At 66.2% G+C, this 12772-nt stretch carries 12 protein-coding genes; 8 read left to right on the forward strand and 4 right to left on the reverse strand.

The features are described 5' to 3' along the window. Nucleotides 1-52 precede the first annotated feature (52 nt). Nucleotides 53-1108 (reverse strand): phosphoribosylformylglycinamidine cyclo-ligase, encoded by a 1056-nt coding sequence (gene purM / locus A9Z05_RS02080; protein ID WP_069616680.1) that lies wholly within the window; start codon nt 1106-1108, stop codon nt 53-55. 253 nt (nt 1109-1361) lie between these two features. Between purM and hda the strand changes: the two genes are divergently transcribed. The 8 genes from hda to A9Z05_RS35810 all read left to right on the forward strand — a co-directional run bounded on the left by hda (nt 1362) and on the right by A9Z05_RS35810 (nt 7482). Continuing rightward, nucleotides 1362-2096: a DnaA regulatory inactivator Hda gene (hda, locus tag A9Z05_RS02085; protein ID WP_069616681.1), complete on the forward strand. Its 735-nt coding sequence runs from the start codon at nt 1362-1364 to the stop codon at nt 2094-2096. A gap of 11 nt (nt 2097-2107) precedes the next feature. Further along, on the forward strand, nt 2108-2785 hold the full coding sequence (locus A9Z05_RS02090) for an HAD family phosphatase (protein ID WP_069616682.1): 678 nt from the start codon (nt 2108-2110) through the stop codon (nt 2783-2785). Nucleotides 2786-2790: 5 nt separating this feature from the next. Then, nucleotides 2791-4347, forward strand: a complete 1557-nt coding sequence (pcnB, locus tag A9Z05_RS02095) for a polynucleotide adenylyltransferase PcnB (protein WP_069616683.1) — start codon at nt 2791-2793, stop codon at nt 4345-4347. Nucleotides 4348-4382: 35 nt separating this feature from the next. Next, nucleotides 4383-4925, forward strand: coding sequence for a 2-amino-4-hydroxy-6-hydroxymethyldihydropteridine diphosphokinase (gene folK / locus A9Z05_RS02100; RefSeq protein ID WP_034187173.1), 543 nt, complete (start codon nt 4383-4385; stop codon nt 4923-4925). Continuing rightward, nucleotides 4922-5608: a deoxynucleoside kinase gene (locus tag A9Z05_RS02105; protein WP_069616684.1), complete on the forward strand. Its 687-nt coding sequence runs from the start codon at nt 4922-4924 to the stop codon at nt 5606-5608. The genes folK and A9Z05_RS02105 overlap by 4 nt, the downstream gene beginning before the upstream one ends. A gap of 43 nt (nt 5609-5651) precedes the next feature. Next, nucleotides 5652-6467 (forward strand): 3-methyl-2-oxobutanoate hydroxymethyltransferase, encoded by an 816-nt coding sequence (panB, locus tag A9Z05_RS02110; RefSeq protein WP_069616685.1) that lies wholly within the window; start codon nt 5652-5654, stop codon nt 6465-6467. Between the two features lie 188 nt (nt 6468-6655). Then, nucleotides 6656-7036, forward strand: a complete 381-nt coding sequence (locus A9Z05_RS02115; RefSeq protein ID WP_069616686.1) for a BPSL0067 family protein — start codon at nt 6656-6658, stop codon at nt 7034-7036. Nucleotides 7037-7044: 8 nt separating this feature from the next. Then, nucleotides 7045-7482: an STY0301 family protein gene (locus tag A9Z05_RS35810; RefSeq protein WP_141723330.1), complete on the forward strand. Its 438-nt coding sequence runs from the start codon at nt 7045-7047 to the stop codon at nt 7480-7482. Between the two features lie 7 nt (nt 7483-7489). Here A9Z05_RS35810 and A9Z05_RS02125 read toward each other — a convergent pair whose 3' ends face one another. The 3 genes from A9Z05_RS02125 to dnaK form a co-directional block, all read right to left on the reverse strand. After that, nucleotides 7490-9415 (reverse strand): chorismate-binding protein, encoded by a 1926-nt coding sequence (locus A9Z05_RS02125; RefSeq protein ID WP_069616688.1) that lies wholly within the window; start codon nt 9413-9415, stop codon nt 7490-7492. A 4-nt stretch (nt 9416-9419) separates the two neighbouring features. Further along, nucleotides 9420-10556, reverse strand: a complete 1137-nt coding sequence (dnaJ, locus tag A9Z05_RS02130) for a molecular chaperone DnaJ (RefSeq protein WP_034206478.1) — start codon at nt 10554-10556, stop codon at nt 9420-9422. 253 nt (nt 10557-10809) lie between these two features. After that, complete coding sequence (dnaK, locus tag A9Z05_RS02135) at nt 10810-12762, reverse strand: molecular chaperone DnaK (protein WP_069616689.1); 1953 nt, start codon at nt 12760-12762, stop codon at nt 10810-10812. Between the last annotated feature and the right edge of the window lie 10 nt (nt 12763-12772).

Raw genomic sequence — 12772 nt, forward strand, 5'->3', positions numbered from 1 at the left:
CGCCCGGATCGACTCCGGGCGGCTTTTCCTGCTGCATCTGCTTTGTGGTGCGTCAGACCACGACCGTCTGCGCCTCGCCTTCGCGGGTCGCCCGCACGGTGCCGATCTTCCACACCTGTTCGCCGGCGGCGGTCAGGTCGGCGATCGCCGCGTCGGCATCGGCCGCCGAGACGATCACGGCCATCCCGATCCCGCAGTTGAACACGCGGTGCATTTCCGCGTCGGCGACGCCGCCGTGCTCCTGCAGCCACTTGAACAGCAGCGGCAGCGGCCATGCGTTCTGGTCGAGTTCGGCGGTGAGGCCTTCGCGCAGCACGCGCGGGATGTTCTCGACGAGACCGCCGCCCGTGATGTGCGCCATGCCCTTCACCGACAGCTTCTGCATCAGCGCGAGCAGCGGCTTCACGTAGATGCGCGTCGGCGCCATCAGCGCGTCGGCCAGCGAGCGGCCGTGGAAATCGGCCGACAGATCCGGATTCGCGCGCTCGATGATCTTGCGCACGAGCGAGAAGCCGTTCGAGTGGATCCCGCTCGATGCGAGGCCCAGCACCACGTCGCCTTCGGCGATCGTGCTGCCGTCGATGATCTTGCTCTTCTCGACCGCGCCGACCGCGAAGCCGGCCAGGTCGTATTCGCCGTCCGGGTACATGCCCGGCATTTCGGCCGTTTCGCCGCCGATCAGCGCGCAGCCCGACAGTTCGCAGCCGTGCGCGATGCCCTTGACCACCGTTGCGGCCGTATCGACGTCGAGCTTGCCGCATGCGAAGTAGTCGAGGAAGAACAGCGGCTCGGCGCCCTGCACGAGGATGTCGTTCACGCTCATCGCGACGAGATCCTGGCCGACGGTGTCGTGTTTGTTCAGATGAAAGGCCAGCTTGAGCTTGGTGCCGACGCCGTCGGTGCCCGACACGAGCACGGGCTCCTGGTACTTCTTCGGCACTTCGAACAGCGCGCCGAACCCGCCGATGCCGCCGAGCACGCCGTCGCGCAGGGTTTTCTTCGCAAAAGGCTTGATCTTGTCGATGAGCGCGTCGCCTGCGTCGATGTCGACGCCTGCGTCGCGATAGGACAGACCCTGAGCGTCGGGAGCGGATTTCGGAGGATTCATGGGGGAATGCGAGAAGGTCGGTAAAATGCGATTTTACCCGAAGCCGGCCCGTTGGCCGGAATTCCCAGCACCGAATCGTCAGGGATTGCATCTTGGTCAACACGTCCCCGTTTTCATCGCCGGGCGAAGCGCGCCGAAACCCGCGCCGCGCCGCCGTGCGTACGGTCGCGCGTGAAGCCAGCCCAGGCGCCTTCCCCCGCGCGTGCCCGGCGTACGGCACGCGTTTTTTCAACCGATCCGCATTGTGACTGCTGTGTCCCGTCAACTGACGCTCGATCTCGGCACGCCGCCGCCCGCCACGTTCGACAACTTCATCATGAGCGACGAGAACGACGAGCTCGTCACGCGCCTGCAGAAGCTCGATCTCGCGCTCGCGGCCGGCCCCGTGCCGGACCGGTCGTTCTACATCTGGGGCGAACCCGGCAGCGGCCGTACCCACTTGCTGCAGGCGCTCGTGAGCGACGCGTCGTACGGCTATGCACGCTACCTGACGCCGCAGAGCCCGCTCGGCGCGTTCACGTTCGACCCGCGCATCGGCATCTACGCGATCGACGATTGCGACCGGATGAGCGACACGCAGCAGGTCGCGCTGTTCAACCTGTTCAACGAAGTGCGCGCACACCCGTCGAGCGCGTTCGTCGCGGCGGGCCCGGCGGCGCCGCTCGCGCTCGACGTACGCGAGGATCTGCGCACGCGCCTCGGCTGGGGGCTCGTGTTCCACCTGACGCCGCCGTCCGACGCCGGCAAGATCGCGGTGCTCAAGCTCGCGGCGAAGGAGCGCGGGATCGCGCTCACCGACGACATCGCCGCCTACCTGCTGACCCATTTCCGCCGCGACATGCCGAGCCTGATGGCGTTGCTCGACGCGCTCGACCGTTTTTCGCTCGAGCAGAAACGCGCGGTCACGCTGCCGCTGCTGCGCCGGATGCTCGCGCGCCCGGGCGACGACATCACACCACCGGGCACGGGCCCGAACCGCTTCGAGTAAAATGCGCTTCCATGACTAATCTGGCACTCTTTGACCTCGATCACACGCTGATCCCGACCGATAGCGACCACGAATGGGGCCGCTTCATGGTGAAGCTCGGCATCGTCGACGCGGAAAGCTTCTCGCGTCAGAACGACCAGTTCTTCGCCGACTACAAGGCCGGCCGGCTCGACATCCACGCGTACCTCACGGCGATGCTCACGCCGCTCGCGAAGTATTCGCGCGCGCAGCTCGCCGAATGGCACGAGCAGTACATGCACGAGGTGATCCGGCCCGCGATGACGCCCGCCGCGCTCGAACTGGTACGCCAGCACCTCGACGCAGGCGACCTGTGCTGCGTCGTGACGGCGACCAACGAATTCATCACGCGCCCGATCGCGACCGCGTTCGGCGTCGACACGCTGATCGCGTGCGAGGTCGAAACGACCGACGGGCATCCCGATTCGCCGTACACGGGCCGGCCGACCGGCACGCCGAGCTATCGCGAAGGCAAGATCGTGCGCACCGAAGCATGGCTCGCGTCGCTCGGCAAGCACTGGGACGACTTCGAACACAGCTACTTCTACAGCGACTCGCACAACGACATCCCGCTGCTCGAGAAAGTCACCGACCCGATCGCGACCAACCCTGACGACACGCTGCGTGCGCATGCAAGCACCCGCGGCTGGCGTATCCTCGATCTCTTCTGAACGTCGTGATCAAAAAATTCATTCGAAAGCTGCTCGGCCAGGACGAAACCGAGCAAACGCCTTCCGCACCGGCCCGGGCCGACGAAGCGGCCCCTGCTGCCCCGCGCGCCCCGAAGGGCGCCCGCGGCGGCGGCACGAAAAAACCGCGCAGCAACCATGAGCCGACCGTCGTGCCGGCCAGCGTGCACGGCATCAATCCGGCGCTGATCTCGAAGAACGCGGTGCGCGTGACCGACACGCTGCAACAGGCAGGTTTTCGCGCGTTCATCGTCGGCGGCGCGGTGCGCGACCTGCTGCTCGGCATCGCGCCGAAGGACTTCGACGTCGCGACCGACGCGACGCCGACCGAGGTGCAGCGCCTGTTCCGCCGCGCGCGCCTGATCGGCCGCCGCTTCCAGATCGTCCACGTGCAGTTCGGCCAGGAACTGATCGAGGTGTCGACGTTCCGCGCGCTGGTCGACGCGCCGCCCGAGGCAGCCGCGGCAACAGCAGAGCCGCCGAGGCGCCTGAAGCGCGACGAACTCGATCGCCGCACGCACGCGGTCGACGCGAGCGGCCGCGTGCTGCGCGACAACGTGTGGGGCGAGCAGCACGAGGACGCCGCGCGCCGCGACTTCACGATCAACGCGATGTACTACGACCCGTCGACGCAGACGGTGCTCGACTATCACGACGGGATGGCCGACGTACGCGCCCGCCTGTTGCGGATGATCGGCGATCCGGCCACCCGCTTCCGCGAGGATCCGGTGCGGATGCTGCGCGTCGTGCGCTTCGCGGCGAAGCTCGATTTCGAGATCGAGCCGCATACGCGCGAGCCGATCCACGCGCTCGCCGACCTGATCAACAACGTGCCGGCCGCGCGCCTGTTCGACGAAATGCTGAAGCTGCTGCTGTCGGGCCACGCGCTCGCGTGCCTGCAGCGGCTGCGCAAGGAAGGGCTGCACCACGGGCTGCTGCCGCTGCTCGACGTCGTGCTCGAACAGCCGCAGGGCGAGAAGTTCATCACGCTCGCGCTGAACAACACCGACGCGCGCGTGCGCGCCGGCAAGCCGGCGTCGCCGGGCTTCCTGTTCGCGACGCTGCTGTGGCACGACATGCGCCAACGCTTCGAGCAATACACGGCGGCGGGCGAAATTCCGGTGCCGGCGCTCCATCGCGCGATGGACGACGTGCTCGACATGCAGACCGAGAAACTCGCGATCCACAAGCGCTACTCGGCCGACATGCGCGAGATCTGGGGCCTGCAGCTGCGCCTGGAGAAACGCTCGGGCCGCAGCGCGATGCGGCTGCTGGAACACCAAAGGTTTAGAGCGGGGTATGATTTCCTCCTGTTACGCTGCGAATCCGGCGAGCTCGATACGGAAGTCGGACAGTGGTGGACGGATTTCATCGAAGGCGACGCGGCCGCTCGCGAAGCATTGCTCACGCAGGGCGGCTCGAAGGAAAAATCGCCCCGCAAGCGCCGCCGCCGCGGCGGTGCGCGAAACCGCAAGCCGGGTGAAGGCGCCGCCGAGCAGGCGCCGGATACCGCCGGCGATACCGCGAGCGGTTCCGACGACTGACGCGCGCGCCGGCGAACGACGTAGGAAGTGATGCCATGACGGTTGCATATATCGGACTGGGGGCGAATCTCGGCGATGCGCGCCAGACCCTGAAGGACGCGGTGGTGTGCCTCGCGCAGCAGCGCACCATCTCGATCCTCGGGAAATCGAGCCTGTATCGCACGGCGCCGTTCGAAGCGGGCGGCGACGACTACTACAACTGCGTCGTCAAGCTCGACACGACGCTGTCGGCCCGCGAGCTGCTCGCGCTCTGCCAGAAGATCGAACATCACTTCGGCCGCGAGCGCCCGTATCGCAATGCGCCGCGTACGCTCGACCTCGACATCCTGCTGTTCGGCGCCGATTCGATCGACGAACCCGACCTGATCGTCCCGCACCCGCGCCTCACCGACCGCGCCTTCGCGCTCGTACCGCTCGTCGAGATCGAGCCGGCGCTCGACATCCCCGCGCGCGGCCGTGCCGACGCCTTTCTCGCCGCCGTCGCGGATCAGCGCGTCGAAAAGGTGCAAACCTGCCAGTGCCCGATGCAAAAGGCGCTTGCTGCCGGCGAAGACGCCGACAAGACCCGCTGCCGATGAACGCCACTCCGCTGACCGTCACCGCGCCCGACCTGCGCGCCCCGCACCGCTATCTCGTGATCGAAGGCCCGATCGGCGTCGGCAAGACGACGCTCGCGCGCCTGCTCGGCGAGCGCTGGTCGATGCAGGCGCTGCTCGAGCGCCCGCAGGACAACCCGTTCCTCGAACGCTTCTATCGCGACACCGCGCGCTACGCGTTGCCGGTCCAGCTGTCGTTCGCGCTGCAGCGCGCCCAGCAGGCGCGCGAGCTGATCGGCGCGCTCGACACGGGCCGCCCCGTCATCGCCGATTTCATGCCGCAGAAGAACGACATCTTCGCGCGGCTGAACCTGCCGGAAGACGAGTGGCAGCTGTATCGCTCGGTCGCCACGCACGTCGACGTGCCGCAGGCGCCGTCGCCCGATCTCGTCGTCTACCTGCAGGCCAGCCCCGAGGTGCTGTTCTCGCGCATCCAGAAGCGCGGGACGCCGATGGAGCTGCAGATCAGCGACGCGTACCTGCGCTCGCTCGTCGACGCGTACAACGAATTCTTCTACCACTACGACCGCACGCCGGTGCTGACGGTCGCGGCCGAACACCTGAACCCGCTGGATTCCCCCGAAGATCTCGCCCTGCTGGTCGAGCGCATCGAGACGATGCGCGGCCGCAAGGAATTCTTCGTCAAGGGCGAGACGACGCGCTGACGCGTCCCGCCTGTCGTTTCTCACCCACCGACCCGGATTTCCCATGACCTATCTCCAGGAATCGAGCCGGCCTGCCGTGACGGTCCCCAAGCTGCAGGCAATGCGCGACGCCGGCGAGAAGATCGCGATGCTCACGTGCTACGACGCGAGCTTTTCCGCGCTGCTCGATCGCGCCGGCACCGACGTGCTGCTGATCGGCGATTCGCTCGGCAACGTGTTGCAGGGCCACACGACCACGCTGCCCGTGTCGATCGACGACATCGCGTACCACACCGCCTGTGTCGCCCGGGCGCAGCCGCGCGCGCTCGTCGTCGCCGATCTGCCGTTCGGCACGTACGGGACGCCGGCCGACGCGTTCGCGAACGCGGTCAAGCTGATGCGCGCGGGCGCGCAGATGGTCAAGCTCGAAGGCGGCGAATGGCTCGCCGATACGATCCGCTTCCTCGTCGAACGCTCGGTGCCCGTGTGCGCGCACCTCGGCCTCACGCCGCAGTCGGTGCATGCGTTCGGCGGCTTCAAGGTGCAGGGCAAGACCGAAGCCGGCGCCGCGCAATTGCTGCGCGACGCGCGCGCGATCGAGGATGCCGGTGCGCAGCTCGTCGTGCTCGAAGCCGTGCCGACGCTCGTCGCGGCCGAGGTCACGCACATGCTGAAGATTCCGACAATCGGCATCGGCGCGGGCGTCGACTGCTCGGGGCAGGTGCTCGTGCTGCACGACATGCTCGGCGTGTTCCCCGGCAAGCGGCCGCGCTTCGTGAAGGATTTCATGCACGGGCAGCCGAACATTCAGGCGGCCGTCGAAGCGTACGTGAGCGCGGTGAAGGATCGGTCGTTTCCGGGCCCGGAACATTCGTTCTGAGTGGGCCGGCAGCGCCGTGGCACACTGCCGGCGTTCGCTGCAGCACACTCGCTGAGCTGACCGGCAATGCGGTACGCCGTTTCTCGTACTGCATGACCGGACAACGCGTACTTTCTAACTCGTCCTATTTCTACACGCCTTCGTCGCGGCGACCATCGAACCTTCGTCAATCGAAGGAGCGGCAAAAGATGGCTCATGTGTATGAAAAGGCGGCTGAACTCGTCGGGCAAAAGCTGGCAGGCGATGGCGAGTGCGTCGCGCTGGTCAAGATCTATACTTCCGTCGGCCCTACCGCCATCTGGCGACCGGAAAAAAAAGCAGGCGGCGACCGGAGTATCCGCGTCGGAACCGTCATTGCAACTTTCGAGAACGACCGCTACCCGAGCCGATCGCATGGCAATCATGCGGCGTTCTATCTGGGCCAGGATGTGCGTGGCATCCACGTCGTTGAACAGTGGCGCTCACTCAAGGCCATTCAGAGAAGATGCATACCGTTCAAAGGCAAGGACAAGAATGGCCGCTACATCGATCCGAGCAATAACGCCGATGCATTCTCGGTCGTGAAATGAGGATGCGCATGCGCCAAACATCGCATCGACTGCTCGCCATCGCCGCGCTCGCGTACAGTTCGCTCGTCGCATTACCCGCGTCAGCTGCAGCAGCAGAGTGCCCCGCACGCGTTGCCGTTACCCAGCAGCTCGATGGCCAACCGCCCAATGGCTGGAAAAACTTCGACACGCAAGATACTTATCCGCTTGCCGCCGTCAGGTTCTGGTCAGGACCGCCGGACCGGATGACGTCGTTGGTGCCGAACCGCTCGCGTTCCGAGTCCAACAGCGATATTTATATCTGGTCGCTCGGCGAAAACAGTGAAGACTATTGGGTTTCGTGCGACTACGGCAATACGAGCGTCGTGATTGCACGGCCACTGGGCAAACAGGCACAGACCTGCGTCGCGCGCTACCGACGTGGGCACGCTATCGTACAAAGCTGGCAATGTACGCCGCAGAAGTAATCCGCGTTCAGGCCGGTGCGCAGCCGTGAAGCAAGCGCGCTGCCATCGGTCCGCGCAACGCATTGCAGATCATCAGCTCATCCGCGTTCAGCACATCGTCGAGCGTCAGCACGCGCTCTTTGGCGCCTACTGCCGGATCGTCGAGCAGCACACCGCGCTGCACGCCGGGCAGCACGCCGCACGACAGCGGTGGCGTCACCCACACACCATCCAGCTTCACGAACACGTTCGAGCGCCCGCCTTCCGTCACCTCGCCGCGCTCGTTGACGAACAGCATGTCGAACCCGCCTAGCGCCTCCGCCGCTTGCCACGCGCGGTCGTATTCGGTGCGGCGCGTGGTCTTGTGCAGCAGCAGTGGGTCGTCGGCCCGAGTCGGCGCGAAGCCGTGCGCGGAGGCCAACAGCACGCCGACCGGCCCTGCCGGCAGCGCCTTGAGCGGCGCCGCGGCGATCTCGATCGTGCCGTCCTTCGCGAGCGCGAGCTTCATCCGATACGCGCCGTCGCCGTCGAGCGCCGCGCAGCGCGCATCGATCTCGCGACGCAACGCGTCGGCGTCGAAGCGGAAGCCGAATGCATCGGCGCTGCGCTGCAGCCGCGCGAGATGGCGATCGAGATGCCGGATGCCGTCCGTCCGCGTGGCGGCCGTCGTTTCGAACAACTGGAAGCCGGGATCGGCGTCCGTCAGGAATCGCGCTTTCAATTCGCACTCCGCATATTCGTCGGCCGCGATGCTGTCGAGCACGATGCCCGCGCCGACGCCCATCGTGCCGCGTCGCCGGCCGGCTACCGCGATGGCGGTGCCCGTATCGTCCGTGTCGTTGCCGACGCCGTCCGCATCGACCGTCAGCGTCCGGATCGCCACCGACAGGCAGAAATCGCCGCAACCGTCCGCCGCACCGTGCAACGCCTCGCACGCGTCTTCCTTCGGTGCGTCGAGCCAGCCAATCGCACCGGTATACAACCCGCGCGGCGTCGACTCGATCGCGTCGATCAACTGCATCGTCTTGTACTTCGGCGCGCCCGTAATCGACCCGCAAGGAAACAGCGCGCGCAGCATCTGCGCGAACGTCGTGCCGTCGCGCCAGCCGGCCTCGACCGTCGACGTCATCTGCCACACAGATGCATACGGCTCGACCGAGAACAGCGCCGGCACCTTGACGGTGCCCGTGCGCGCGATCCGCGACACGTCGTTGCGCAGCAGGTCGACGATCATCACGTTTTCCGCGCGGTTCTTCGGGTCATTCGCGAGGAACGCGGCCGCTGCCGTGTCTTCACGTGGATCGGCCGAACGCGGCGCGGTGCCCTTCATCGGCCGCGCGCGCAGCACGTCGCCGTGCTTCTCGACGAACAGCTCCGGCGAGCACGATACGACCCATGCGCCGTCCGGCAGCGCGATCAGCGCGCCGTACCGCACGGGTTGGCGCGCGCGCAGCCGCCGGTACAGCGCGAGCGGCGTGCCGAACACGTCGAAATTCAGCCGGTACGTGTAGTTGACCTGATACGAATCGCCCGCGCGCAACGCGTCGTGCACCGCGGCGATCGCCGCGTCGAACGCATCGCGCGACACGCTCTTCGCGACGTGCGCGACACCCGCGATCGACGGCGTGCCGCCGCCGTCCTGCTGCACGAGCCATGCATCGACGTCGTCGCGCGACAGCCGTTCGCAGCGTGCATACAGCAAAAAGCGCAGCGGGGCATGGCCCGGCTGCGCCCGTTGCAGGTTGCGTCCGAATTCGTAATCGCCGACGACGACCGCATGCAGCCCGTCGCGCAGATCCTGCGCAACCGCCGCATCGATGGCGTCGAGCTGCGCCGGGTCCGTGCACACGCGTTCGCGCACGAAGTCCGAATACAAACGACTCGACCGCGCGGACGCGGTCGAGTCGCAATCGTCCAAGAGCGCGAACGACGCGCTCTCGTTGCCTTCAGTCATGCCATTACTCGAAGAAGCTCTTCACACGGTCGAACCAGCTCTTGCTCTGCGGGCTGTGACGCGCGCCGCCCTCGGCCAGCGACTTCTCGAACTGCTTGAGCAGGTCGCGCTGGTGGTCGGTCAGCTTCACGGGCGTCTCGACCTGCACGTGTACGTACAGATCGCCCGCAATGCTCGAACGCAGCCCCTTGATCCCCTTGCCGCGCAGGCGGAACGTCTTGCCCGACTGCGTGCCTTCCGGCACCGGGAACGACGCACGGCCTGCCAGCGTCGGCACCTCGATCTCGCCGCCAAGTGCGGCGGTCGTGAACGGAATCGGCATCTGGCAGTGGAGATCGTCGCCGTCGCGCTCGAACACCGCATGCGGCTTGATGTGGATCTCGACGTACAGGTCGCCTGGCGGCCCGCCGTTGATGCCCGGCTCGCCGTTGCCGGCCGAGCGGATCCGCATCCCGTCGTCGATCCCGGCCGGAATCTTCACTTCGAGCGTCTTGGTTTCCTTCACCTTGCCCGACCCGTGGCAATGCGCGCACGGCTCGGGGATGTAGGTACCCGTGCCATGGCACTTCGGGCAGGTCTGCTGGATGCTGAAAAAGCCCTGCGACATGCGCACCGTGCCCTGGCCATGACAGGTCGGGCAGGTTTCCGGCTTCGTGCCGGGCTTCGCGCCCGAGCCGTGGCAGACTTCGCACGACACCCAGCTCGGCACGCGGATCTGCGTGTCGTAGCCGTGCGCGGCCTGCTCGAGCGTGATTTCCATGCTGTAGCGCAGGTCGGCGCCGCGGTACACCTGCGGGCCGCCGCGGCCGCCGCGCGCGGCGCCGCCCGCGGCCTGGCCGAAGATGTCGCCGAAGATGTCGCCGAATGCATCCGCGAAGCCGCCGAAGCCTTGTGCACCCGCACCGCCCATGTTCGGATCGACGCCCGCGTGGCCGTACTGGTCGTACGCGGCCCGCTTCTGTCCATCCGACAGCATTTCATAGGCTTCCTTCGCCTCCTTGAAATGCTCTTCCGCATCCTTGCTGTCCGGATTGCGGTCAGGGTGATACTTCATCGCAAGCTTGCGATATGCCTTCTTGATTTCGTCGTCGCTCGCATTCTTCGCGACGCCCAGAACCTCGTAGTAATCCCGTTTCGCCATATCGATTCACTGTGCCGCCACGCATCGCGCACGCGGCGGCTCCTTTCGCCCGCAGTAAAGTCTCTCGACTCGTCTGGCGCTGCACCGTCCGCGGACGGCTCGCGCAGCACCCGCCAAAAAACAAATGTGCCCGGAGGGCCGCGAAGCCCGCCAGGCGTGGAGTCGATCCGGCCATCCGGAAGGAAAGACAGACCGCTGTTCAGCCGCGCCGCGCGCGTATCGCGCGCGGCGTGCGGTGCCATCGCAACCCGGCTTAGTCCTTCTTCACTTCCTTGAACTCGGCGTCGACGACGTCGTCGGCAGCCTGTTGCGCACCACCCGCATGGGCCGCGCCTTCCGTCGCACCGGCCGCGCCGGCCGCACCCGCCTGCTGGGCCTGCATGTCGGCGTACATCTTCTCGCCGAGCTTCTGCGAGACCTTGCCGAGTTCCTCGACCTTCGCGTCGATCGCCGCCTTGTCGGCCGACGTGTCCTTCAGCGCGTCCTCGAGCGACTTCAGCGCCGCTTCGATCGCTTCCTTCTCGCCCGCGTCCAGCTTGTCGCCGTACTCGGTCAGCGCCTTCTTCGTGCTGTGGACCAGCGCGTCGCCCTGGTTGCGCGAATCGGCCAGCTCGCGCAGCTTGTGGTCTTCCGCTGCGTTCGCTTCCGCATCCTTGATCATCTGGTCGATTTCAGCCTCGGACAGGCCCGAGTTCGCCTTGATCGTGATCTTGTTTTCCTTGCCGGTCGCCTTGTCCTTCGCGCCGACGTGCAGGATACCGTTCGCGTCGATGTCGAAGGTCACTTCGATCTGCGGCACGCCGCGCGGTGCCGGCGGGATGCCTTCGAGGTTGAACTCGCCGAGCAGCTTGTTGCCCGCCGCCATTTCGCGTTCGCCCTGGAACACCTTGATCGTCACGGCCGACTGGTTGTCGTCCGCCGTCGAATACACCTGAGCGTGCTTCGTCGGAATCGTCGTGTTCTTGTTGATCATCTTCGTCATCACGCCGCCGAGCGTCTCGATACCGAGCGACAGCGGGGTCACGTCGAGCAGCAGCACGTCCTTGCGGTCGCCCGACAGCACCTGGCCCTGGATCGCCGCGCCGACCGCGACGGCTTCGTCCGGGTTCACGTCACGGCGCGGATCCTTGCCGAAGAACTCCTTCACCTTCTCCTGCACCTTCGGCATGCGGGTCTGGCCGCCGACCAGGATCACGTCGTCGATGTCCGACACCTTGACGCCTGCGTCCTTGATCGCGATGCGGCACGGCTCGATCGTGCGCTCGACGAGGTCTTCCACCAGCGCTTCCAGCTTCGCGCGGGTGATCTTCAGGTTCAAGTGCTTCGGGCCCGACGCGTCCGCCGTGATGTACGGCAGGTTGATTTCGGTCTGCTGGCCCGACGACAGCTCGATCTTCGCCTTTTCGGCGGCTTCCTTCAGGCGCTGCAGCGCGAGCACGTCCTTGGACAGGTCGACGCCCTGCTCCTTCTTGAACTCGCCGATGATGTAATCGATGATGCGCTGGTCAAAGTCTTCGCCGCCGAGGAACGTGTCGCCGTTGGTCGACAGCACTTCGAACTGCATTTCGCCGTCGACGTCCGCGATCTCGATGATCGACACGTCGAACGTGCCGCCGCCGAGGTCATACACGGCGATCTTGCGGTCGCCCTTCTCGACCTTGTCGAGACCGAACGCGAGCGCGGCTGCCGTCGGCTCGTTGATGATCCGCTTGACTTCGAGGCCCGCGATGCGGCCGGCGTCCTTGGTCGCCTGGCGCTGGCTGTCGTTGAAGTACGCCGGCACCGTGATCACGGCTTCCGTGACCGGCTCGCCGAGGTAGTCTTCGGCCGTCTTCTTCATCTTGCGCAGCACTTCGGCCGACACCTGCGGCGGCGCGAGCTTTTCGCCGTGCGCTTCGACCCATGCATCGCCGTTGTCGGCCTTGATGATCGAGTACGGCATCAGGCCGATGTCCTTCTGGACTTCCTTCTCTTCGAAGCGGCGGCCGATCAGGCGCTTCACCGCGAACAGCGTGTTCTTCGGGTTGGTCACCGACTGGCGCTTGGCCGGCGCGCCGACGAGCACTTCGTTATCGTCCATGTACGCGATGATCGACGGCGTCGTGCGCGTGCCTTCCGAGTTCTCGATGACCTTGACCTGGTTGCCTTCCATGATCGCGACGCACGAGTTCGTGGTGCCGAGGTCAATACCGATGATCTTTCCCATTTTTTCCTAA

Origin of the sequence: Burkholderia sp. A2 (assembly GCF_001729305.1) — a bacterium.
GTDB classification, from domain to species: domain Bacteria; phylum Pseudomonadota; class Gammaproteobacteria; order Burkholderiales; family Burkholderiaceae; genus Burkholderia; species Burkholderia sola.

What these genes read in the sequence shown, in the direction of transcription:
- purM (WP_069616680.1), bottom strand. Translation starts at nt 1,108, where the DNA reads ATGAATCCTCCGAAATCCGCTCCCGACGCTCAGGGTCTGTCCTATCGC.
- A9Z05_RS02090 (WP_069616682.1), top strand. Translation starts at nt 2,108, where the DNA reads ATGACTAATCTGGCACTCTTTGACCTCGATCACACGCTGATCCCGACC.
- folK (WP_034187173.1), top strand. Translation starts at nt 4,383, where the DNA reads ATGACGGTTGCATATATCGGACTGGGGGCGAATCTCGGCGATGCGCGC.
- A9Z05_RS02105 (WP_069616684.1), top strand. Translation starts at nt 4,922, where the DNA reads ATGAACGCCACTCCGCTGACCGTCACCGCGCCCGACCTGCGCGCCCCG.
- panB (WP_069616685.1), top strand. Translation starts at nt 5,652, where the DNA reads ATGACCTATCTCCAGGAATCGAGCCGGCCTGCCGTGACGGTCCCCAAG.
- A9Z05_RS02115 (WP_069616686.1), top strand. Translation starts at nt 6,656, where the DNA reads ATGGCTCATGTGTATGAAAAGGCGGCTGAACTCGTCGGGCAAAAGCTG.
- A9Z05_RS35810 (WP_141723330.1), top strand. Translation starts at nt 7,045, where the DNA reads ATGCGCCAAACATCGCATCGACTGCTCGCCATCGCCGCGCTCGCGTAC.
- A9Z05_RS02125 (WP_069616688.1), bottom strand. Translation starts at nt 9,415, where the DNA reads ATGACTGAAGGCAACGAGAGCGCGTCGTTCGCGCTCTTGGACGATTGC.
- dnaJ (WP_034206478.1), bottom strand. Translation starts at nt 10,556, where the DNA reads ATGGCGAAACGGGATTACTACGAGGTTCTGGGCGTCGCGAAGAATGCG.
- dnaK (WP_069616689.1), bottom strand. Translation starts at nt 12,762, where the DNA reads ATGGGAAAGATCATCGGTATTGACCTCGGCACCACGAACTCGTGCGTC.